Raw genomic sequence first — 24,363 nt, forward strand, 5'->3', positions numbered from 1 at the left:
TTTATTTACCAAAGCTTAAAACCACTCAAATATTCGAGTAGTCCGGAAAAAAAGTCCAAGCCAATCATTTGACTGGTTTGGACTTTATAATAGAATGAAGGTGTTAATTGTGTTCACTTAATATTGATCCATCATCATTTGAGTGGAAGGGAGACTTGGTTCAAACTGGACCGTTTCTTGCATCCCAATTTTTTCAATAGTTAAGAATCAAAGCTGAAGGTGTAAACCCCAGAATTCACTTTGTAAATACTGTAATCTTCCTCAGTTCCTTCGAAGCTAATATTCTCATCGTTGGTTATTTGGGATCCACTTTCCATGATTTTTGAAGGATCACTGAAAGGCACATGCACGGTGGCAGTACTGCCTACCGGAACTGTCACCTTCATACTGAATTTGCCATTCACTTCTTCCCAATGGATACCAGCTTCCCCATATGGTGTCACATTGGAATAAGAAACATATTCCATGTCTTCGATTGGTTGGGGTTTGAAAATGATATGCTTGTAGCCTGGGTTTTCGATATCTACGTTCATTCCGGCTAACTTTCTGTAAAACCAGGACAGGCCACCTCCGAACATCGGATGATTCCCGGAACCTGGGCGGAACCAATGTTCCCAAGAAGTGGTATTTCCATTTTCCACCCACCATCCAAAGGAGGGTTGGGTTGTTTTATTCATCGCTTCATAAGCCAAATCATTCATTCCATAATCGGCTAGTACCTCAAAGAAAAACTGAGTACCGAAGATACCTGTGTCCAGATGCCCATCCCGTGCTGCGATGTCCTCTTTCAAAGCATTTATCACCCTTGGTTCCTGATCTTCAGGTACCCCCATGGTAAGAGCAAAAATATTTCCTCCGTTAGGTCCGTAGGTTCCTTTTTCCTCATCATAGAACTCACCGTAGAATCCTTGCATGGTTTGTTCTGCCAAGGCCTCAAATTCAATGGCTTCCTCATTGTAACCAAGTGCTCTTGCTGCTTTTGCAGTGAAATCTGCACACCTCCATAAGTAGAAGGTGTGTACAAGTGCATCCGGTGGTAAATCAAAAGGCTGTGCCCAATCTCCAAGATTTACCCATCGAAATGGCTCATCGGTATGCCCGGTCCGTTGAGAATACATCACACCATTTTGGTCGGTCCATTCCTTCATATAATTGAGGTAGCCTTTCATTCCCTCATAGGTGTTTTCTAACATTTGCCTGTCTCCATAATGAAGGTAGTATTCCCAAGGCATGATGTTAATTGCAGCACCCCATGCAGGACCACCCCCGCAGCCGGGTTGCCATGGGGCTCCATTTGGTACATATCCTGTTTCCGGGTTTTGAGAAGCAACAATGTCGTCGATCCATTTTCGGTAAAATGCCTTCGCATCAAAGTTGTGCATCACCGTGACACAGGCCACTTGACCATCTCCCGTATAGGGAGACCGCTCTCGATTTGGGCAGTCACTTGCGATTCCACCATGCATATTATCAGTTTGGCTTCTCCACCAGATTTCATTGATTTTATTGAAAAGCTCATTTGAGGTTTCAAACTCACCAGTCGTTTCAATATTCGTATAGACAGCTTCCGCAGTAAGCTGATCTGCAGTGAGTTCTCCAGGCCAGTTTGTAAGCTCGGCATATCTAAATACATACCAGCTAAATCGGGTGGCATAGGACTCGTCTCCGGAACCATTCATGATGTAAGAATTGGAACCTGTCGTTTCGGAGGTGCTGTCGTTTGAAATGTATCGGATGGATATTTTCTCTCCAGACTCTCCATTTAGATTGGAAAGTCTTACCCATCCTGTAATTTCTTCACCAAAATCGACCACATAATGCCCCTCATTGACTTCAGTGATTTGGAGTGGTTCAAATACCTCCATGACCCGGTCTGGCTCTGCCATATGAGCAACTAAATCTCCACCGGGAGCCTTTCTTAGAGCGACATTTTCCCACTCAGAATCATCAAAGCCTGGGCTGCTCCACCCTTCTTGCTCCAGCCTAGCATCATAATGCTCACCTTCATAAATAAGATCTGAGATTATTGGGCTTTTATGTGCTTTCCAAGATTCATCACTGATCAATATTTCTTCACTTCCATCGGTATACTTGATGTAAATCTGGCCTAAGAATCGTGGCGTTCCATAGGATGCGGTCCAAGTTTTTGGAGCATTATAAAAGCCATTTCCTAGAATAGCTCCCATGGCATTATTTCCTTGCTGGAGTTGATCGGTGATATCGTAGCTCAGGTACATCACCTTGTATCTAGTGAAGTTATTTTCAATCGGAACGCGATCCGTTTCTATTCCCTCCCGGTGGCCATAATCTGTCTGATTTGGGATGAGGACATCTTCACCGACTTTAGCACCGTTTAGATAAAACTCAAAGTATCCTAATCCCGTGACCAAAGCTTTGGCTTCAGCCACTTCTTTTTCAATGGTAAATTCTTTTCTCAACAAAGGTGCGGGAGGAGGAAGGGAAGATTTTACATCGAATTGATCATTGCTTAGGCTCGCTCTTGGATTTACCGGGTCCGGAAGAGGTTCTTCCCCTTGCCATGGAGCCCCGATCCATTTCGCCTGCCATTCGGAGGAGTCAAGAAGACCCATTCCCCAATGCGCAATGGAGCTCCACTCTGAAGGGACGTCTTGTAAATTCCAGACTTTGACTCTCCAATAATATGTCTCAGTAGATTCTAATTTGGGGCCGTTGTAAATAACCAAATACGATTCTTCTGAGCTCACTTTATCAGAATCCCAAACGTCAGGTTTCCCTGATTCTAACAATTCTTTTGTGCTGGCCACCTGAATTTGATAAGCAGTCTGTCGTTGCCCTCGTTGCCCTTCATTGGCAGAATTTATCCAGGAAAGTCTGGGTTTTTCCACGTCAATTACTGGAGGGTTTTCAAGAAACTCAGTGGTTAACTCAATGGGGGACAAGGGAAGATTCGATTCCTTTTGACTACATCCAATTGTGATCAAAATAACCACCAAGGAAGCCTTCAAATACTGGATTAAATTCTTCATGATTTTGGGTTTTTGAAGCTGTGGAAAGAATAATGAAACAATTGCTTTATGTTTCACAAAAAGCAAGAAATCAGGATAATTTATAAGTCTGATTTATTTCGATTGTAAAGCCAGCCACTGCATGATCGTTACTGGTACACCATTCACGGTAACCGGTCTGCCATCATAATCAGTTTGAGACTTATTCGCATGAGAGTAAATCCATGACCAATGACCTGGATAGTAATAATTCTCCCCACCATAAACGTTTGTGATATCCACCACATGATCATAAAGAGTCAAATGAACATTTGGTGCTCCAGCTGCCTTTAACTTCTCATAAACGGGTATCACCGTATTGCTTGCAACTGTGGTGGAGTCGTCTTTGGAATGAATGAACCACATTGGGATGTCCTTGATATCTTGTACCTGCTCATCAGTTAGATTTTGGGCTCTGTAAGCCAAAGCACTGATATACCCTGCAGCAAAATATTCTGGGTATTCCACAAGTAGTTTCAAACTCATGTACCCTCCATTACTACAGCCACCTACATAAATTCGGTCGGTGTCAATGTCCGGGTGTTTAGCAGTAAAATCATCAAATAAACCCTTCAAGGCTTCGAAGTAAATATCATCTCGCTCTCCTCTAGTAGTTCCCTCTCCACTATCCATCCAGCGAGTAGGAGTTTGTGGTGCAAGTACGTAAGCTCCACCAAAATATTGCTGGATTTCTTCAGAGGCATAGTTTGCTGCACGATTTCCCAATAGTGGTACAGTGGTGTCTGTTCCGCCTTCACCACCTCCATGTAGCCAGATGACTAATGGAGACTTTCCTTCTTTCTTTTTCGGTGTAAAAGAAGCATAGGTAAGAGATATGTCACCTGAAGTGAATTTGCCAGTTAGATCAAATTGATCAACCAAAGGCATCACTTTTCCAGTAAATTGATCCCATGTTTGATTGCCATCCGTAATGCTAAGTTGATAATCTACCCAGAGATTTCCGCTTCCTCGAACATACTGAAAAGGAGAGGCTATCTGCTGTCTAGGTCCTACTGCCAAAACTAAGGTGACATTACTTCCTTCATCCACTCGATTACCATTTTCGTCCGATACATATGCGGAAAGAACCTCCCGCGGACCCTGTGCAGGCTGAATGGGTTGATCAACTGATTCCAACTTTCGAGTGGCATTCACTGTGAAATCTGCTGCATTCACTTCAGTAGTTGTTTGATCAAGAGAAAGGATCACTTTATTCACAGCTGGCCCCCAGTCAAAGCCTTCTACTACAAGTTTGTATGAGTGTTGAGCTTGGGCGCCATTTAGGCTTGCGAAAAGCCAGATTAGGGTAAAAATTTTGATAAAATGTTTCATTGTTAGAGAGAGTTATTTTGGTGATCTATTAGATAAAAGGAGTGGTTGTTCAATACTAAGATAGAATCAAACTAATAGTCTCAAGAATACTGTCCTGCCCTGTCATGGAAAAGAGCATTTCTCGAGTGGATTCTATTTTTGAGCTCTTCGGAATTTGTAATTCCGAAGCGATACTGTATGATTTGTAATCCGCCAACTAGAAAACCATTCAATTGCTCTCATTTTCCTTAAATCTCCTAAAAAGTGAAACCTGAAACTTGCCCAGTTTCTGTCCGTCCGCGATAGAACACTGTCCGAAATCGTACAAGCTTTTCCTTTAAAACCTTGATTTCAGCTCATTTTGAGCCTTTTTTGACTTTGGTAGTCTTTTGGCATATAGGGTAATCACGAAAACAAACCAATTATTGAAAGCCATGAATACTACATTCTTTACCCAAAAAAATATCTGTGCTGCACTGGGATTTGCCATGGCTTTGACGATTGTTATCAAAGCAAAAGTGGAAGCCGATCAGCTGCAACATACTGCCCGATTTGAAACTACTAAACCAACACCACAAGTCGGAATTGAAAGTGCCAAAGGTCCTGAAGTCCTTCAGGTAACTATTTACAAAACAGAAAAGCCCCAGTTAACTGAGGCTTCTTAAAGACAAACTCGTAAGGGTTAATTTGGTTGATTGTTTGGTTACTAGAAAGAGGTGAGCTTTGCTCACCTTTTTTTGTTTATAGAAGAATTAAAGTGGCAATCAATTCTATTGATTTGAAATCAGAATAAAACTTAATTTTTACTTTCAGTAAACAAAAGAAACACCCAAAATTGGACCTTGTACTTTGACTTTGGTACTTAAATCCCCTGTATCTGAAGGATCCGTTCGGGAATACCTGAATGACCTAAATCCAGCATTTATTAGGATATGCTTAGCTATTTTAAATGAATTTAGGTAAGTAAGATCTGAAGAGAAGTCTGAGGAATTTCCCCATCCAAATCCCCCAATACTTCCGTCTACGGTTACTAAAAATTTGCTGCTAATGATAAATTGAGAACGTAACCCAAGCATCAAATCAGTCCATTTTTGATCTTCGGATAGTGTTCCTTCATCCAAAACCCGGTCTCCAAATACCAGGCTATAATCCAGTTCTAAGTTATTCCTCCAAATTTTGGGGCCTGCATTTGCCGCTACTGACCAGCCTTTGATTACTCCGTTTTGGCCTGATTCATAGGATTCAAATAGGATGTAGCGCAATCTCAGATCCAATATTTGTTGTTTCACCTTTAAATCAACCAATAGAGGAGGATCAGGAAACTCCTCGCCTAACCTCGCAAAGGTTCCATCAAAGTTTAGGGATAGGCGTTTATACCTTATTCCAGCCACAATTTGAAATCCGGCATTGGTTATTGATGCCAAGTCTGAAAAGGATTGTCGGATTTTTTGGCCTCCTACATCTGTGGATTGAGAAGCTAAAAGTGCATAAGGTGTAAGGTGAAATCCCCAGTCACTTTGCTTCTCTGTAAAGTCTAGCTGGCCTTCTTGAGCAATGGCAAAATTCAAAGAAAAGGAGAGCAATATTAATACAAATAGCTTTTTCATTTTGAATCTGTTTAAATAAACTAATTCCTTATTAAAAAATAGCTAAATAACTTTACTTATTGGCTAGAGTTGGCTTCTTTTTTACCAGCTCCTACCGGGATGGTCATGAAAAGATATAAGTTTGAATTTTGAGAGGAGTAGTCATATTGTTCCAAGTTGGATTCTTTCATGATATTGACCAATCCGTAATAATATGTCAATCCCAAGCTCATTCCATTCTTCCCTAACTTATATCCAAAACCACCTGAAAGTCCTGCATCAATCCCTCTGATTTGTTCTCGAATATCAAGTAAAAATGAGGCGTCGTCTTGGTCAATGAAGGAGTTTAAAAACTCATCGGAGGCTTTGTTTCTGAGTCCTATTTGACCACCAGCTTGAACAAATAACTTTTTCTCTTTCCCGAGTCTATATTTTAGATGAACTGGAACATAAAAGTATCCCAGCCTTCTTGATATGCTACCGTCATTGAATATAGCGTCCAATTCTGGGTCAAGAAGTGAATACGTAGGAATATCCTTGGCACCTGCATTTGATTTAATTCGTACTCCTGTATTGAGCCATAGGTCATTTTTCATTCTGAAATCAAAATATAATCCCAAGTGAAAAAATCCCTGGCTTTTGGATTGCTCCAAACCACGAAGTTGGGCTTGATTGAATCCTCCCTCGAGACCAAATTCAATATTTTCTGAGTTAAGCTTGTCTCCGAAAAGTAAAGATATAAGTACCTGGCCATTAGAATTTTGAAAAGTAAAAAAGTAAATAAACAGGAAGAATAGAAGAGAAAGCTTGTTCTTAAATGAATTCAATTCTTTTAGTTTTGATGTGATCAGAATCATAGCAGAAATAGTTAATTTGAAAACCAATTTTTCCCCTTTATTCCAAAGCGATAATTCAAGGAAAATAGACCTGCTGTTCGGTCTCCCAGAAATTGGGCCTCTGTCCTAATTTGCCAGCGGTAATTCAATTGCCATTGAGCTCCAATGAGCATATTCCAAGGATTTTCTATGCCTTTATTAAAAGAATAGCTGATGTAGGAATCTTGTATGCTTTCTCCCAAATTGTCCAATCCTTCTCCGAGTCTATTATAGATAAGTGCATATTTGAGTTTGTCTGCAGGGCTCAAATCTTCATACCAATTATCCAGATTTCCCTGAAGCTCTTGGATCCTTTCAGGAGCATTAGGGGCTAGTTCTAAGGATGGAATATTTCCTGTAGTTTCGCTATTGAAGGAAGTGAGCATAGCACCCGCCCAAAAAGTAACATTACTCTGAGGTCTGTTCTTGAATTTGAAGACCGGCCCTGTTCTAATTCCGAATATGGTAACCTTTGCAGGTTCTTCTAATCTAGGATTATAATTGAAAGTCTGATTCATGTCTAAAGAGGCAAATAATCTACCAACTGCCCCAGCTGCCATCAGTCCGTAGCCTACATAGGTTCCACTTACTTCTGTGCTTACATCCAATGGAATTGGTTTCGTTAGGTTGACATTGATGTCTGCCTTTTTTGTTTGACCTACAATTCCATACACATTTAAAAAGGGTAATACCCAAGTGTCAATTCGAATATTGTGTGTGCTAGTTTGTGCCTTTATGTCTTCAAATTCCACCACTTCACTTAAATCGATCATATTGGGTGGGTTTGGATCTGAAAATCTTCCAAACCCCAAGGATAAATCTGTAAGGGATAAAAATTGGGTACCTACCAGATTATTTACCATGATGCCCATAGGGAAGGGGAGACGAACCTTAGCATTGTGGGCCTTATCACCAAGAATTGGTAAAATATATGGGTATGGTTTTTCGAAATAGGAGGAATCACTCGTACTCGCTTTTTTCCCCTTTTGCGCCTCTGTTGAGAAAGGGAGTAAGGCAAAAAGGAGAAGGAAAATTGCCTGGATTTTAAAAATTTTCTTCATAGCAGGTTTTTTTCTTTATGTGGCATTTAGCGTAAGTAAAACCAGTGAGAGTAGAAGAAAGCGAGATTAGAGCTCAACTACCTCGGGCTGATCCATACTTTAATTCACCTTGTATATTTTAGGTTGTTTCCAGCTTCCATCTAGCACTTCTTTTCTAGGTAAGTATAATCTCATAACTATTGAAAATGGTCCCTTTGGTGCAGGCAGCCAATTGGATTCTTTTTCTTTTCCTGGAGATTCATTTTGAAAATAAAGGGTTAGCCCTCCATCTTCGTCAAAAACGAAATCATCCACCATAGGTGAATTGAGTAGATATCGATTAAGCGGGTTCTCTACCAAAAGGCTTGCCGGAAGCTCATACATGGTCAAGGACCAAAACGCATCCACTGGAGGTAAATTTCCTGGCTCAAATCGAAGCTTGTATCTATTTGCACCATTGAGAGGTTGATTATCCGAGTCAACATAATAGGAAGGATAAACAGCTTCTTCAGCACTCACTCCCCAAATTCCCAATACCGCCCCAGCCATTCTCAGGCTGTAATTATTGTTTAGATGACCGCGATTCCCAAATACATCTCCGGAACCTAATTCACCGGTTTCCGCTTTTGCCTTGATTGCGGCTAAGTCCTCCCAAGCATCTGCTATTCCGAGTTTAATCGCTTCTTGAATTTCGGGTGAAAAATCTTCCCAATTAAATTCCATACCCGCACCAATTCTCAGCTTTGCAAAGCGATTCATTAAATCTGCTTCTGATGGATGAACAGGGCAGAATTTGAGAAGATAGTTTAGCTGCTCAAACACCTTTGGGGATGTTCTAATTTCCTCTTGAGTCAATGGTTCAATAAATTGTACCTCAGGTGCTGTTTCTGGTGCAGAAATTCCTAAAAACGAGGATAGCGGTTGAATTTGATATCCGTCTTGGATCTGCTTCACATTTTCAAGATCATCGGGATTGAATAGTTGGGTTCGATAAACAGCATAAACCAACTCCGTTTCGGAACGGATTACTTTTTCTATACCATCAGGAGTTTCACCATCCCACTCAGGTCCGGCAATAAGAAAATTGCCACCACCATTGCCTGTGGTTCGGGTTCCGATAAAGGCAAAGTTATGGGTGTACATATCAATTAATTGCACACTGAAATAACGTCCTTCTTCAATATCCGAAACTGTAAGCACCATTGGTTCTGAACGCAAATCCAATGCAGCAAAGCTATAGGGGGTATCCGAATTTGGGGTTTGTATTGTACGGTCTTCAGGAGTATAAACCCTAGCCAGGTTAATCAGTTTATTCCAGGGGCCCTTGTAGTCCGGGCTGTTTTTGTCCACGAAATAATTATGAAGTCCGCGATAGTGATCCACCATGGGATTCGCATAAGTATAAGCTTCTTTGGCGATGGCGCGCGCTTCCTCAGGGCTAAGTTCCTCTTGCGTGTTGCAAGAATTCAGGAAGATTAAGGCTACTAAAAAAAGGCCTGATTTGATTAGGGTATAAATAGTTTGCTTTTTCATCACTCTCTAATTTTTTTGAACTACTGGTGGTACATATAGTGGATCTAGGGACTCAGGCTCCGGCCAGTAAAAACGGGCCTGAAGAGAAAAGGGGCCGTCATGTGCTGGAAGCCAATTCGACTCTAAATCGGGGCCTGGATTCTCCTTTTGAATATAGATATCCAGAGAGCCGTCGGGATTATACTTTAGGCCTTTTGTATTACTAGCTATGATGTAGCGATCGATCTCATTTGCCACAAGCAATTGCTCGGGTAATTTGTACATTGTGAAGGACCAGAAAGCTTTTACAGGTGGAAGTCGATCTGCCTCAAAATGAACCGTGTAATTGTGCTTAGATCCGTCTAAATCTTCACCGTCTGCATCTACAGTAGCTTCTGGATAGTAAGCTTCTTCCAAGTTGTTTCCCCAAAGTCCAAAATATGCTGCCGCTGCTCTTCTCAAGTATTTACCCTGCATGAATTCCCGGTTTCCAAAAGCTCCCGAAATCAACATCCATCCATTTTGCCGCTCTCCTAGGTTGGAAACTTCTGCTTCAATTTTTTTCATCGCATTGGCTATTCCCGTTTCAATCACCGCTTTTAACTCTGGATCAAGGCCAGTTTCATTAAATGTTTTACCCGGTCCAATACCAATTTTAGAAAATCTGTCGAACAACTCTTTTTCAAAAGGATGAATGGAGGCTGTCGCCATCAATGCATTTAGATAAGAGATGAAATTGATGTTCTTTATCTGATTGGGATTGAAAGGAGGGATATTCGGGTTGTCAGGAATCTTTGCTATTTCACTTAAGCCGATGAAAACATTGAGTGATTCTACTGAAAACCCTTCGAGAATCTTATTGGTAGTTTCCAAATCATCCGGCCCAAAGACCTGCGTTCTGCCAAGGGCTAGGAGGTAATTGCCTTCAGATCGAAACACCTTATTAATGCCATCAGGAACCTCTCCGTCCCAATTAGGGCCTGCAAAAAGGTAGCTACCCTCCTCAAAACCTGTAGCACGTGTTCCCACATAACCGATGTTGTGAGTGTATAAATCAATAATCTGGAAGGAATAATAGCGATTGTCTTCAATCTTAGGGACTTTTAAGATCTGGGGTTGCTCACTTAAATCAAACCAGACGGATGAGTAGATATTATCATTGTTAGGCCGCACAATAATGGTGTCTTTCGCGGTACTCAATTCTGGCTTATGATACAAAACGTTGAATGGTGCTGTGTATGCTCCCGATTCGGGATACATGGCCATGGCAAACATCATTTTATAATGTTCCAACATGGGGTAGGCAAAGATGTATGCTTCTTCAGCAATTTGCTGGGCTTCCTCAAGGTTTATATTTTGCTCCTTTTCGGCACAACGAGTTGAAACGAAAATGATTGAAGAAATAAAAATGAGGGCAAGTAACTTTTTCATTTTGCTTTACTTTAATGGGTTAAAAACACTAAAATTACATCTCTGCAGCCCGCTTTTCGGAAGTACTATACCGTTGAGTATATGAAATGCATGCAATGGTTATTTCTTGAGTATTTCTACCAGAGGTTGTCCTGAAGCTGCTGATGGTATTTTAATTTTTAGGTAATTGGATAAAGTCAATGCGATATCAACCGTTTCTACATTCCGAAAAACAGTTTGATGCTTCAAACCATTTCCTGCAAAAATTATGGGAACAGAAGAATCATATTTCCATGGTGAACCATGTGTACTCGTTACTTGTAAACCATCAAAATCATTGATATACCAATAGGGTTCGTTTACAATGTATATTTCACCTGATCTTTTAGGATTATAATTCCTTAATACCGACCTGTTTAGCTCAGTATCTGCAAGTTTGCCTTCCAGTAAATCAATAGAAGGAATGGCAAAAGCAATGCTTTCCTGATTTTGTAATTCTTTGGCCAGGGTCCGCGAAACTTCATCGATATCCAGATTATTCTGTTCAATAATGTCGCGGTTTAAATACACATAAGGATGGAAATAACCGGAGACAATTTTTTCACTTAGGTTAAATTTCTTTTTAAATACCTCTCTAATGGCTGAGGTATCAACCGAATTGATATCAAAGTAGCCAGCATCAATTCCAAACTTTTTCAGGCGGTCAGGAACATCAGGTGCCCCATGATCGGCTGAAAAAACAATGAGTACATTCTCCAGTCCAATTTTTTCATCCACGAAATTGATCAAATTTGCGAGTGTTCTGTCAAGCTTGATCAGGTTATCCTCGCTCTCCAGACTTGCCGGGCCAAAAGTGTGTCCAATATAATCCGTTGATGAAAAGCTGACGGATAGATAATCAGTAAAATTATCTGTACCCAATTGTTCAGCTACGATTAGTTCTTTTGCAAAATCCAATGTCAATTCATCTCCAACCGGACTCAGTGTTAAAAAGGTTGTGAAATATCCATTGTCCGTATCTCCAAAAGGATGTGGGAATACTACACCATACCCAGGAAGATTTGTTTCATAAGGCATGTCATCTTCTTCTCCATGTATATAGGTTGAAATTTCGTTTGTTAACTCCCAACTTTTATTTGCATAGGATTTATACCATTCTTTCTCATTCCATTTGTTCACCCATCCAGGGTATTCATCGTAGTAGTAAGTGCTGCTTATAAACCCACCGGTGGCTTTACTAAACCAGAATGCTTTTCCGGCATGCCCTGCCATGGGAATTGCGCCACGATCTTTTACCGAAACACCAAATACTTTGGACTTGCCATTGGTAAACATCATTAATTCATCAGAAAATGTGGTTGAAATTATTGCTGAAGGTGATCTTCCATCGGTTGAAGCAGCCGCTTGGGTTGGATCAATCTCAATGGTTTTGTCTACACCTCTACCTGAACCTATCACCGGATAATGGTAGTCTTCCACATTGTATACGGTACGTTTTAAATCTTTATCGTACCATAAATTACTAATCATGCCATGTTTGGAGGGGTCGGCACCTGTTGCTAAGGTGGAATGTCCAACTACTGTTTCGGTATTAGCATGGCGGTGGTGAGCATTTTCGTAAACAATTCCCTGTTTGTATAAATATTTAAACCCCCCTTCAGGTAATCTATCATACACAGTTCTGGGCATATCTGCCCTTAGTTGATCTACAGTTATTTGTAGGATCAATTTGGGATTTGATTCGCCTTGGCCAAACGGATTATTTGAACCAAAAAATATAATTACGCTTAAAAGCAGTAATGATTTTAATATCATTTTCCTTTTTCCCATAAGACCTACTTTTAGATTAGTTGATACTTAGGTCAGAGGGCCACCAATTCGAATCCTTTTTTCCGAATAGCAGCTAGTCTAAAATAAAAAATAAAAAACCCCGGTTCTAGACAATCCTGTACATAATTAAAGGGTTAGGTGATTTTAAAAGTAGAATACACTTGGCTTTTTGCAAACCTCAGCACGGATTTCATGATTTTTTCTCCATGCAATTGTAAAGTGGGGGCTGATAGGTCATCTTTCGTTATTCTTGAATACCAAGCTTCTCCCACTGTTAACCAGAGATCATAAAGATCTTTACTATCCATCGAAAGAGCGAATTGCTTGGCAAAAAGATTTAATAAGAAGGATTTTGCCGACGCTTCATAGGTTTTGATAAACAGCAAATTGTATTCTGGTATGCTCCGATTATGAAAGAGTTGCATATTGAATTGAAGAGGGATAGGATAGTCAGCCAAAAATTCATAGAAATCAGGAAAAAGATATTTACAAGATTTCCCCCTTTCATTAAACTCGGTAACTATCTTCCAATGAACTATCAATAGCTCCTGAATAAATACATCCATATCTCCAAAGTGGTGATAAAAAGATGCTCGGGATACACCCACTTCATTGCTTAATTTATTGACATTTAAAAGCTTAGGGCCAAAAAGTGCAAATTGTTTATACCCTGTTTCAATCCATGTATCTTTCATAAAAACTTTGATAAGAAGCTGAAATATTAAATTGAACTTAAAAAAATCTAATTAGAAATCGGGACAAATTCATTGAAAAAAGCCCAGAAGACAAGAATTTGTCTTCTGAATTTTAGTGGCTTTTTTTACGGTCCCTCAATTTTACTTTTTATTCCAATTAATAAATATCTCGGAAATCAATAAGGGTATGGACCATGAAATCCATAAGTAAGAAGCTCCCGATATGCTAACACAAAAAGATTCAATTATAGGGGAGTCACTTAATATTCGGAAAGTAACAAATGCGGATGGTTCCATATAACGGTTCAGCTAAGTGTTTGGGCGGGAGACGGGACGCAGTCCTATCCACCGTGACGAACACGAGCGCGAAGTGTTTTGCCCCAAGTTACGCAATACCATAGCCCTGATACTTAGCTTTTGTTGGGTGTAGTTTTTCTTTCCAATTTTAATCAGACCTGTCCAACGATGAAACTCCGCTCGCTGAACGCTGGTAATGAAGGCGGGTCTTCATAGAAATAACGAATATCGTCCTTATTATCTGTCATCCCCAGACTATACAGAACGGGCACATAATGGTCGGGTGTGGGAGCCGCCAATTTTCCGAGTTTGTTGCTCTGCTCGTAGTTGATGATGTTCTCGAAGTTTCGCTCGTCAATCTGCTTTTTGAGCCAAGCGTCATAATCGGCTTCCCATCCGAATGGGGTCATGTCGTTTTTTCTCATTTTTTCCCCTACCAACTTTAGGTTGTGAATGAGCGAACCACTACCGATTATGAGTACTCCTTTGTTGCGTAAGGCTTTTAATTGTTTTCCTAACTCAAAGTGATACTCTGGCTTTGCATAATAGTCGATGCTAAGCTGAAAAACGGGAACATTGGCATTGGGAAACAAGTGCATAAGCATAGGCCAAGCCCCATGGTCTAAGCCCCAATCCGTGGTTTCCGTGATGGATGGAACAAGCCTCTTTACCTCATGCGCTATGTCTGGAGCGCCAGTTGCGTTATAATAAACCTTGTAGTATTCGTCTGGAAAACCATAGTAATCGAATATCTGCTCCTGTTGAGGAGAAACATTTACAAAGGTTCCTCTGGTACACCAATGTGCAGAGACTACCAAGGCTGCTTTCACATCATAGGTACTTTGCAGGTTTCTTCCCAATTCGTAAAGACCATTCCAAAATGGACGCTCTTCTTTGGTCATAAGAATATCCATTGGGTTGCCATGAGACGTGAAAAGTACAGGCATTCGTTTTCCCTGTATGGGAAGTGTGTCGGTAAACGCCTTTAAACTGCCTAATGTGCTCATAGCTGCTACTCCTAAAACACTTTTACGAAGAAACGCCTTTCTATCCATCAGAATTATTTTGCTTGGATTGGTGCTTTTTTGGTTCTGCCCCAAGCAATGAATGCTGCTACCAGTGCCAGCATGATATTCATCCCGATAACTTCATTCTCGCCACGCGTAACATGAAAGCCTGCTGCCAACACTTGAACAACAACTAAACCCGCTGCTGCAATTGGAGTAAGTATTGGTTTTATACGCAGTAAAGCAGGAAGCAAAAGACCTAACCCACCCAGAACTTCGCTAATACCGATAAAACGAACCAGTGCCGATGGAACTTCATTTGCCCAAGGTAGCATTTCTGCAAGTGCTTCAATTGGTTGAGTCGATTTCATTGCTCCAGCCATAATGAACATTGCTGCTAATAAGCCTTGCGCAATCCATAATGAGATATTGATTGCCTTGTTGTTTTTTGTAGTTGTCATTTTCTTAAGTGCTAATTGATTACCCGACAAATTTCTTGCGACAATTTGGGCTAAAACTTAAGGTAGCTTAAGAAATGACAATCGGAGGTTACTTACGTGCAATCTTGCGCCTTATCTCGCTCAGGTATTCCGGAGTTATGCCTATGTAAGATGCAATGAGTTTTAGCGGCAACCGTTGAACAAGTGTGGGATAGGTTTCTGTAAAACCAATGTAACGCTCTTCTGCGGTGGCGCTTAGCATTGCAATAAGCCTTTTGTTGGTTGCAATTAAATTGTTGCGCAGTTTAACGTTCATCTGTTTAAGTGCCTCCGTTTCCCAATTTTCTATTTCTGTCAAAACCGCTCTCGAATAAACTTCCACCTCACTGTCTTCTATGGCTTCGATAAACATGTTGGAAGGCAGTTGATGGAAAAAACTGTCCATGTCTGTTATGAGCCAATCCTCAGGCGCAAACTGTAAAATATGTTCTTTGCCCGATCTATCCAGTACATAGCTTTTGAGACACCCTTTTGCAACTCTGTAACCCTTGGTGGTCGTTTCGCCCGCTTGCTGCAAAATTGTCCCTTTTGCAACAGTTACGGTTTCTAGGTTGTTGAATAGTTTCATGAGTCTCTAAACAGCGGCAGGTAGGGTTGTTCAAATTACACCCAACGTTCCGGCTAAGAAACGTAGGGCTTTCGAAGCGATTACTTGTCCACCGAAACTGAAGTTTGCTAAATGAACGAAACTTTCTGAAAGCCTTATCCGCCCTATGTTTTCTTAGCCTTTGTTACCTGCCGTATTTTTTATTAATATCCAAATCAGTACAATCACTGTAAATCTTGCAACTATTCCTAATAAACCACCTTCAGGCCCATAATCCCCTCCCAACCAAAGTTGACTTTCTTCCTTAATATTTATCTCAAACAACCGTTGTTTTATATATCCACTTACCGGAAATCCATAAATGAAACTTTGAAAAAAATTCCAAGAAAAATGAAGTCCCACAGGTAACCAAAGTTTTTCAGTTCTAATAAATGCGTACCCATACATAAGTCCTCCAATAAATGCACTAAAAGAAGATAATAGAGTTGAGCCACTATTCATTATGTGGACAAGGCTGAAAAAAATTGCTGGAACTAATAGAAGGACAATTTTGGACTTGGTAAACTCCTTAAGACCATTTATAAAAAAACTGCGAAATATCAACTCCTCTCCAATAGCTCCTGCCGAGAACATTAGAATTGCAGTTATAAAATTTCCATTCGTCCATGAAAAACTTATTATTTCTATTAGCTCAAGTTTGATTGCGACTAAAAAAATTGTGGTAAAAACGAATGCACCTAGTAAAAGACCACTTACAAGTTGGTATAATGAAAATGGTCGAAATCCAATTTTTTGACCAATTTCTGTGCGTGTAAAATGATTTTTTCTCCACTTTCTTATTGCGTACAAGCCAAATAAAGCGGGTATCAGGTTTCCAAGTATTTTAATAATTACCATGAATCACTTTTTATATGGCAGGTAACGGTTTGGCTATGGCACGTGTCCCGCAGGGCATGTGCTATAGCCGTTGTTGTGGTTAGTTTTTTCTTTTTATTAATTCGCTGAAGTAGAATAGCACTGTAAGTTTGTATAGCCCTGTTCTTTCGAGATCCTTCTCATTAATGCGCCTATGCAATTCATAGTCCATAAGTGAAAATGAAAGACTTAAGGAATCTGGATCAACCGCTGAATAACTAAATATCATTGGCGCTTCTTTCTTCATATCTCCCCGAAAATTAATTGAATTAACTTTCTCAGCAATTGTGGAGTGAATAAAAACATGAGCTGCGTCATCATTTTTCGTGAAGCCAATTTTATTCAATTCGTTTAAAAGGTTTGAATCTAAATCATTCAAAGCAAAACTTGAGGGATATCCCATGACATGATGAGAATACATAAAATCTGCGAGTAGCTCGATCTTACTTTTATTCATCCACAATGGCTCACCAATTGCTTCATAGAATCTATTTTCAATTTGATCCCAAAGGCTTGAATTGAATTGGTTAATTTCTGCTAAGACCAATTCATCAACAATTATATCCAAGTTTTGGGTTTCAGATTTTCTGTCGCAGGAGATCGCAATTATTATTATAAGGAATAGTCTCTTCATTTTCGAAATTAACCACAACTTACTTATTTACGCCATAAAATGGCGGATAGCGTTCTGTTTTGGGTGGCTAAGCGCCATAAAGCCCTAAGAATTGTGGCGTTTATTTTTCCAAAAATCGTCAAATGAAGATTTGACCTAACGGAAAGATGGTGCGCCCTTAGGGATCAATTGGTTTTCGACAGGCTGCTTGCGGTGGTTTTACTTCTAGGCTAATCTTGATCCAATAGGATCATGGTTTTTATTACAGTTGCAATTCACCTGAATAGCCTTCCCTAATTGAAATTTGTATTACCAATTGATAGGCTTTTTACCCAAAAGTTTCACTAATTTTTATTTTTACAATAAACGGTATTCTTGAGATATGTCAAATACCTTGTTTAAGGTATTCTTCATTAAAATTGATCTATTTTCCGAGTATAGGGAGTTTAATCTTGAGCGGGTTAGGTTTTTTTCTTTTTAAAAAGTCTTGGAGTGGGATTTCCTTTTGTTGATTTGACCCTCCTATAGCGTGAGATAAACCATAATACTGCAAAAAAATCCTGCTTCTCTCGAGGCAGGATTCTTTTTTCGTTAATTGGGTGATTAATTAACTTTCCGTAATGGTATTCAATTTCGCCAAGAAACTGTTGTAGTACTGTCTTCCGACCTGAACTACCGCTCCTGACTTGAGATTGATGTCTTTGGTATTGAAGCTTTCGATCTGTCCCAAGTGGACGATAAAGGATTTTTGAACTCGCAAAAACAAATGAGAAGGTAAGATCTCCTCGATTTCCTTCATGGATTTCCGGATACTGTAATCCCGATTTTTGGTATAAATAGTGACCATGTTTCCATTGGCCTCTACGTAATAAATTTCATCATAAGGCACTCGCTCGAAGGCATTATCGGCTTTGATAAAGACTGCATCAGTTACCAAGAATGGACTTTCATTTCCGTTTTTGACCACTGCCGCCTCCACAGCAGGTTTCGTCCGCTTGTTGTAGAGAACGATTTCTACAATGGCATGAATATCATTCGTGTTGAAAGGCTTTACGATAAAGCCGGCAGGTGCGATTCGCTTGGCTCGCTCGATGATAGTGGGGTCACTGTAGGAGGTCACAAAAACCAAGGGTGCATCGACCATTTGCTTGACGATTTCGCCCAATTCGATACCATCTTTGTCGCCCTTTAACTTGATATCCATGAATATCAGGTCGGGGCGGTATTTCTTGATGACCTTGATACACTGATTGGCCGAGTTGGCGATATCTATGTTGACATATCCAAGGAGCTCAAGTATTTCCTGGATATTCTCTGCGATACTTGGATCGTCTTCGACGATGAGAATCCGCTCTTCTTTCATAGCTTGATTAGCAAACTTTAGTGAACAAAATAGAAGGTTTCTATCACATCAAAACCTTGATGTTCCTAAGTTCAGTAATAAAATTCGGAAATCAAATGCTTTTTTTTGTCTATGAAATATTTTTAGAGGCTCATCATTTCCTTAAATCGGGCTGCTTGGCGTCGGCTGACTTCGATTCTGTCTCCTCCTCTGAGAGTTACGACCAATCCTCCGTTAAACCAAGGTTCGATTCCTTCGACCCAACCTAAATTGATGATATGCTTTCGACTCGCTCTAAAAAATGACTTTTCATCCAAGCGCTCATCCAAAGCATTCAGGGATTTGTGAATCATAGGTTTGAAATTGTCGAAATAAACCTTGATGTAGTTTCCGTCAGATTCAAAGAGTCTGACATTAGCAAGGCGAACAAACCAGCATCGGTCACCATCCTTCACAAATACCTGATCGTCCAAAGTTAGTTTCTTGGAGTTGGTGCTTTGAGCCTCTGCTTCAGCTTTTTGCTGTTTTTCGATTTTCCCGGTAAGCTTGGCAATTGCTTCTTCCAAGCGCTTCGGCTCAATTGGTTTCAAAAGGTAATCCAAGGCATTGACTTGAAAAGCTTTTAGGGCATATTCATCATAGGCCGTCGTGAAAATCACGTGAGGAACAGCATCCAATTCTTCTAAGAGATCAAAACCTGTTTTTTCCGGCATTTGGATGTCCAGGAAAATTACATCCGGCTGGAGTTGTTCAATCTTTTCTTTGGCATCCTCTACGTTTACTGCTTCCCCTACTACTTCCACTGTTTCCAGTTGGTTGAGAAGGTTGATCAGCTCTTTTCTCGCCAATCTTTCATCATCGATTACAATGGCTCGCATAGTTTGTTTTTTTATTGTTCTAAGGTAACCCTTTGTTTGGGTATTTTGATTTCTGTGATTACAAATTCGTTTTCGGAGTTAAATATCCGAAAACTGGCCCGATCTCCATAGATCAGCTTGAGGCGTTGTACCGTATTGCTCAGTCCGTGGCCTCCATCGGCAGTAGGCTTCAAGCTAGGTGGTACAGCCAAGTGTCCGCTGTTTTTCACCTGAATATACAAATCATCTTCCAGTCCTTCCCGGCATTTGATTTCGATAATACCTCCTTTGACCAAATTAGAAATGCCGTGCTTGATCGCATTTTCTACGATAGTTTGAAGCATCATGGGAGGGATTTTATAGGAAAAAGCCTCATCCTCTATCCTATAAATGACTTTTAGGCGCTCTTCAAAGCGGATGGATTCCAGCATGAGGTAATCCTTTACCGTATTAAGCTCGTCCTCAAAATCAATGGTTTGTTTTTTATCCATCATCAAGGAAAAGCGGAGAATGTTGGATATACGGGTGATAGCGTTTTTTGCCTTAGTTGGATCCTCATCTACCAATGCTCTTACGGAGTTGAGGGCATTGAAGATAAAGTGGGGATTCAGTTGACTTTTTAAGTGATTGAGGCGGATTTGGTTGATTTTAGCCTCATACTTTAAAGAGGTGTTGTAATTGTCCAAAAAGTGGAAAAGGAAATAGAGCAAAAACCACATCACATAGAAAAGGAATGCGATGAATAGGTTTGCCAGAATTACAAGTATTTGAAAGTCCTCTTCAGGGTTTAAGGTGCCAAAAGCCAAGTTGATTAGAATCTGAGCGCCGATATTCACAAAGCTCAGAGCCAACATGGCCAAAATGGACTGGAATAGTAACTGGGGAATCTTCAGCTTAAACCAATTGTAGCGCTTGACAATAAAGCGAAGGAAATGAGTGGCCCCCAAATTGAACTGGGCCAAAACAATCAGGGCCCAAATTTGGACAGGGGCAATGCCCGTAGGAGAAAGCGAAGCCAGTGCGATCTGCACCAAAGCAATACTTCCCCATCCGAGAATTTGTAAGAGCCAGTATAATTGATTACGGTTCATCGAACCTTAAATATAAAGGAAGAGGATGAAGCTACTTTTTAGATTTTGATAAAAGGACATTTCTACTGATTGTCACCCCTTTCGCGGATTTAATTCCATCTTCAGGAATTTTCCAGTGTGGCTTTTGAAATTAGCGGCGACTTTTTCTGGAGTTCCTTCTACTATAATTTGTCCGCCTTGATCTCCGCCTTCCGGCCCCAAATCCACGATATAGTCAGCCACTTTGATCACGTCTAGATTGTGCTCGATAATTAGGACAGTATTTCCTTTGTCCACTAGCTTTTGCAAGACATTCATCAGGAGCTCGATATCTTGGAAGTGAAGTCCCGTGGTAGGCTCATCCAAAATATAGAAGGTTTTCCCTGTATCCTTTTTGGACAATTCGGTAGCTAATTTCACTCGCTGAGCCTCTCCTCCGGAAAGGGTGGTCGCATGCTGCCCTAAGGTGATGTACCCTAGGCCCACATCGTTCAGGGTTTTGATTTTCCGAAGGATTTTAGGTTGGTTTTCGAAGAATTCCACTGCCTGTTCCACGGTCATTTCCAGGACATCAGAAATAGACTTTCCTTTAAATCGAACTTCTAGGGTTTCCCGATTGTAGCGTTTGCCCTTACAGGTTTCGCAGGGAATATGCACATCCGGAAGGAAATCCATTTCGATGAGTTTCATGCCGGCTCCTTCACAGTCCTCACAGCGTCCTCCTTTCACATTGAAGGAAAAGCGACCCGGTTTGTATCCCCTGATTTTTGCTTCCGGCAATTCTGTAAAGAGTGCCCGAATATCTGAGAAAACCCCTGTATAGGTAGCTGGATTGGATCTTGGAGTTCGTCCAATCGGGGATTGATCTACTTCGATCACTTTATCCAAATGCTCCAAGCCAGAAATCTTGGAGTAAGGCATAGGTTCTTTTTTGGAACTATAAAAATGTTGTCTTAGGATCGGATATAAGGTTTCATGGATCAGGGTACTTTTTCCACTTCCAGAAACACCTGTAATCAAGGTCAAGGTCCCAAGAGGGATGCTTAAATTGACATTTTTAAGATTGTTTCCAGTTGCCCCTTCCAATTCTAAGGAAAGGCCCTTTCCTTTTCTTCGTTCCTCCGGAATAGGTAAGCCTAGTTTACCTTTGAGGTAATCGGCTGTGACGCCACCTTGTTTCAAGATGTCTTTTGGATGACCCTGAGCTACTACATGCCCGCCGTGCCTTCCCGCACCCGGACCCATATCTAGGACGAAGTCTGATTCCAGCATCATGTCCTTGTCATGCTCCACTACGAGGACAGAATTTCCCAAGTCACGCAAGCTTTGGAGTGCCTTGATCAATTTGACATTATCTCGCTGATGTAATCCTATGCTAGGCTCATCCAATATGTAAAGAACTCCGACTAGTTGCGTTCCGATCTGCGTAGCCAAACGAATTCGTTGTGCTTCTCCTCCGGAAAGGGTCCTCAAAGGACGATTGAGTGTCAAATAATCCAACCCTATATCGAGCAAGAAACCGATTCGCTTACGGATTTCCTTCAAAACCTCGGCAGCGATAACCTGCTGTTTTTCATTTAGCCTTTCCTCGAGTCCTTCAAACCATCTACCCAAGTCCCGGATATTCATCATGGCCAATTCCCCGATGTGAGTATCGTCAATCTTGAAGTGCAGAGCCTCCTTTTTTAGGCGATATCCTTCACAATCTGGACAGGTTTTGGTAACAGTAAATTCAGAAACCCATTCCTGAACTTTTTCAGAGCTTCCTTCTTGATGCTTTTGCAGGAAATTGATGATTCCTTCAAAAGTTGTATGCCACTTAGTTCCCGGATATTTGACAGAATCTACTGCCACTTCCACCTGCGAACCGTACAGAAGCACATCGACAACCTTTTCGGGAAGTTTTCCGATAGGGGTACTCATGCTGCACTTATAGTGCTTGAGAATGGCATCGATTTTTTTGAAGATCCAAATATCACGGTACTCCCCAAGTGGAGCGATCCCCCCACGGGTAATGCTTAAACTAGGATCAGGAATGATGCTTTCTTTGGTGATTTCCTCGGTGATACCTAAGCCATTACAAGTTGGGCAGGCTCCATAGGGACTATTGAAAGAAAAAAGATTGGGAGCTGGCTCATCATAGGAAAGCCCTGTCTCCGGATCCATCAGGTATTTGGAAAAATGATGAATCTGGCCTTCCTCATCGCGGACCATCATAACGCCTTTTCCGTGCTGCAAAGCAGATTTGATGGATTGGGTAATCCTATAACGGTCTGCTTCATCAGCCACAATTCGGTCAATGACGATTTCAATGTCGTGGATTTTATATCGGTCCACTTGCATTTTGGGGACCATCTCCATTACCACACCATCTATCCGAACTTTTGAAAATCCCATCTTTCGGATTTGCTCGAAAAGTTCACGATAATGCCCTTTTCTACCTTTTACGACTGGAGCGAGAAGGTAAAGTTTCTTACCGGAGAATTTTGAAAAAAGCTGCTCGATAATCTGATCTTCCGTCTGACGGATCATTTTATTCCCTGTCAGATAGGAAAAAGCCTCCCCTGCTCGAGCATAGAGCAAGCGCATAAAGTCATAAATCTCCGTAACCGTACCCACGGTAGACCGCGGGTTTTTAGAGGTAGTCTTTTGCTCAATGGCAATAACAGGAGAAAGTCCATTGATTTTATCTACATCAGGGCGCTCCATTCCGCCCAAAAATGACCGGGCGTAAGCAGAGAAGCTCTCTAGGTAGCGTCGCTGACCTTCTGCATAGATGGTGTCAAAAGCCAAGGAGCTTTTTCCGCTTCCACTTAATCCTGTGACAACCACCAATTGATTGCGAGGAATCCTCACATCCAAATTCTTCAGGTTGTGCTCCCGTGCTCCAAAGATTTCAATGAATTCTTCCTGCGAGGCAGTGACTTGGCTCATAAACTTGACTGCAATTTTAAATGGCGAAGGTAAGAAATTATTCTACCAAAAGGGATTGAAGTGCCAATAGGAACAACAAGCCAAGGAAGGATTGGTTCAGAATTTTTTGATGATGTTGATCAGTTCCTAGCGAATCAAAACCGGGAGGAGGAATTGCCGGAAAATTCAATAGTAATTTTTATAAACTATCAAATTAAAAAAATATAAGATTGAAATTCTTTATAAAATATAAATAATGTTCTGAAATGTATTCTGAATTAGTTTATGTTCAAAATATAATTACGAATCGCAAAATGACAGAACACCAGTTTCATATGTGATAAAAGTCACTTTTTGGGTTAACTCTTGTCACGACTCGCTAAGCTTTTGTCCTCTACTTTTGAATCATCCAATGCGGATAAAACCCTTTAATCTTATGAAAAAGCTAAGCGCATTATCAGTAATCCTAGCCCTACTCTGGGTAGCCAATCTCAGTACGGTCCTAGCTCAGCAAACTTTCAGTGTAAGCAATGTTGCAGAAATGAAAGTTTCTGGAACTTCCACCTTACATGACTGGGACATGGTCGCAGAGAATGGTGTGGCTGGTCAGGCTGTTATGAAAGTGGAAGATGGGAAAATTGCAGAAATTCAATCGCTCAATTTTGCCTTGGAAACCAAAGCCCTCAAAAGCGGCAAATCTTCCATGGACAAAAATGCCTATGAGGCAATCAATGCAGATGATTTTCCAAAGATCACTTTCCAGCTAACCCAAGTGGAACAGTTGACTGAGTCAACAGTAAAAGCCAAAGGCAAACTTAACATTGGTGGAAATTCCAGGGATATTGTTTTGAATGTAAACTATTCAGTCAAAGGAAACAGTGTCGTTTTCAGCGGCAAACAGGATATTACCTTCGAGCAATTTTCCTTAGAGCCTCCTACGGCGGTATTTGGAACCATCAAAACCGGTAATGAGCTCTCCCTGAGCTTCAATACCACTTACTCAATGAAAAATTAACC

20 protein-coding genes are annotated in these 24,363 nt (G+C 40.8%); 2 read left to right on the plus strand and 18 right to left on the minus strand.

All coding sequences use genetic code 11. The features are described from left to right. Nucleotides 1-200: 200 nt before the first annotated feature. Nucleotides 201-3,008, minus strand: coding sequence for a family 78 glycoside hydrolase catalytic domain (locus E4S40_RS07265; RefSeq protein WP_135072676.1), 2,808 nt, complete (start codon nt 3,006-3,008; stop codon nt 201-203). 93 nt (nt 3,009-3,101) lie between these two features. Next, the gene (locus E4S40_RS07270; protein ID WP_135072677.1) at nt 3,102-4,358 is read right to left on the minus strand and encodes a prolyl oligopeptidase family serine peptidase; all 1,257 of its coding nucleotides are present in this window, start codon (nt 4,356-4,358) and stop codon (nt 3,102-3,104) included. 413 nt (nt 4,359-4,771) lie between these two features. Between E4S40_RS07270 and E4S40_RS07275 the strand changes: the two genes are divergently transcribed. Then, on the plus strand, nt 4,772-5,002 hold the full coding sequence (locus tag E4S40_RS07275; protein ID WP_135072678.1) for a hypothetical protein: 231 nt from the start codon (nt 4,772-4,774) through the stop codon (nt 5,000-5,002). Nucleotides 5,003-5,146: 144 nt separating this feature from the next. On the opposite strand, the gene E4S40_RS07280 is transcribed toward E4S40_RS07275, so the two are convergent. From E4S40_RS07280 to uvrA, 16 genes are all read right to left on the minus strand, one after another. Next, on the minus strand, nt 5,147-5,944 hold the full coding sequence (locus E4S40_RS07280; RefSeq protein WP_135072679.1) for a hypothetical protein: 798 nt from the start codon (nt 5,942-5,944) through the stop codon (nt 5,147-5,149). 56 nt (nt 5,945-6,000) lie between these two features. Beyond that, nucleotides 6,001-6,780 carry a porin family protein gene (locus E4S40_RS07285; protein WP_135072680.1) on the minus strand — a complete coding sequence of 260 codons (780 nt, stop codon included), beginning with the start codon at nt 6,778-6,780 and terminating at the stop codon, nt 6,001-6,003. 11 nt (nt 6,781-6,791) lie between these two features. Further along, nucleotides 6,792-7,859 carry a hypothetical protein gene (locus E4S40_RS07290; protein WP_135072681.1) on the minus strand — a complete coding sequence of 356 codons (1,068 nt, stop codon included), beginning with the start codon at nt 7,857-7,859 and terminating at the stop codon, nt 6,792-6,794. A 99-nt stretch (nt 7,860-7,958) separates the two neighbouring features. Beyond that, on the minus strand, nt 7,959-9,371 hold the full coding sequence (locus tag E4S40_RS07295) for a DUF1254 domain-containing protein (protein WP_135072682.1): 1,413 nt from the start codon (nt 9,369-9,371) through the stop codon (nt 7,959-7,961). Between the two features lie 6 nt (nt 9,372-9,377). Then, complete coding sequence (locus tag E4S40_RS07300; protein WP_135072683.1) at nt 9,378-10,781, minus strand: DUF1254 domain-containing protein; 1,404 nt, start codon at nt 10,779-10,781, stop codon at nt 9,378-9,380. A gap of 99 nt (nt 10,782-10,880) precedes the next feature. Continuing rightward, nucleotides 10,881-12,590, minus strand: a complete 1,710-nt coding sequence (locus E4S40_RS07305; protein WP_202615345.1) for an alkaline phosphatase family protein — start codon at nt 12,588-12,590, stop codon at nt 10,881-10,883. 134 nt (nt 12,591-12,724) lie between these two features. Beyond that, nucleotides 12,725-13,285 carry a TetR/AcrR family transcriptional regulator gene (locus tag E4S40_RS07310; RefSeq protein WP_135072684.1) on the minus strand — a complete coding sequence of 187 codons (561 nt, stop codon included), beginning with the start codon at nt 13,283-13,285 and terminating at the stop codon, nt 12,725-12,727. A gap of 449 nt (nt 13,286-13,734) precedes the next feature. Next, a complete protein-coding gene (locus E4S40_RS07315) occupies nt 13,735-14,637 on the minus strand; it encodes a dioxygenase family protein (RefSeq protein WP_135072685.1) in 903 nt (300 codons plus the stop codon). Nucleotides 14,638-14,642: 5 nt separating this feature from the next. Further along, nucleotides 14,643-15,050 (minus strand): DoxX family protein, encoded by a 408-nt coding sequence (locus E4S40_RS07320; protein WP_135072686.1) that lies wholly within the window; start codon nt 15,048-15,050, stop codon nt 14,643-14,645. An 88-nt stretch (nt 15,051-15,138) separates the two neighbouring features. Continuing rightward, nucleotides 15,139-15,657 (minus strand): Crp/Fnr family transcriptional regulator, encoded by a 519-nt coding sequence (locus E4S40_RS07325; RefSeq protein WP_135072687.1) that lies wholly within the window; start codon nt 15,655-15,657, stop codon nt 15,139-15,141. A gap of 153 nt (nt 15,658-15,810) precedes the next feature. After that, nucleotides 15,811-16,533: a CPBP family intramembrane glutamic endopeptidase gene (locus tag E4S40_RS07330; RefSeq protein WP_135072688.1), complete on the minus strand. Its 723-nt coding sequence runs from the start codon at nt 16,531-16,533 to the stop codon at nt 15,811-15,813. 79 nt (nt 16,534-16,612) lie between these two features. After that, entirely contained in the window at nt 16,613-17,185 is a 573-nt protein-coding gene (locus tag E4S40_RS07335; RefSeq protein ID WP_135072689.1) for a hypothetical protein, read from the minus strand. A gap of 586 nt (nt 17,186-17,771) precedes the next feature. Next, complete coding sequence (locus E4S40_RS07340; RefSeq protein ID WP_135072690.1) at nt 17,772-18,527, minus strand: LytR/AlgR family response regulator transcription factor; 756 nt, start codon at nt 18,525-18,527, stop codon at nt 17,772-17,774. Nucleotides 18,528-18,649: 122 nt separating this feature from the next. Further along, nucleotides 18,650-19,384: a LytR/AlgR family response regulator transcription factor gene (locus E4S40_RS07345; RefSeq protein WP_135072691.1), complete on the minus strand. Its 735-nt coding sequence runs from the start codon at nt 19,382-19,384 to the stop codon at nt 18,650-18,652. Nucleotides 19,385-19,395: 11 nt separating this feature from the next. Then, nucleotides 19,396-20,454 (minus strand): sensor histidine kinase, encoded by a 1,059-nt coding sequence (locus E4S40_RS07350; RefSeq protein ID WP_135072692.1) that lies wholly within the window; start codon nt 20,452-20,454, stop codon nt 19,396-19,398. 72 nt (nt 20,455-20,526) lie between these two features. Continuing rightward, the gene (uvrA, locus tag E4S40_RS07355) at nt 20,527-23,367 is read right to left on the minus strand and encodes an excinuclease ABC subunit UvrA (RefSeq protein WP_135072693.1); all 2,841 of its coding nucleotides are present in this window, start codon (nt 23,365-23,367) and stop codon (nt 20,527-20,529) included. Between the two features lie 415 nt (nt 23,368-23,782). On the opposite strand from uvrA, the gene E4S40_RS07360 reads away from it, so the two are divergent. Continuing rightward, complete coding sequence (locus tag E4S40_RS07360; RefSeq protein ID WP_161971783.1) at nt 23,783-24,361, plus strand: YceI family protein; 579 nt, start codon at nt 23,783-23,785, stop codon at nt 24,359-24,361. Nucleotides 24,362-24,363: the final 2 nt, after the last annotated feature.

Origin of the sequence: Algoriphagus kandeliae (assembly GCF_004571135.1) — a bacterium.
Taxonomy (GTDB): Bacteria; Bacteroidota; Bacteroidia; order Cytophagales; family Cyclobacteriaceae; genus Algoriphagus; species Algoriphagus kandeliae.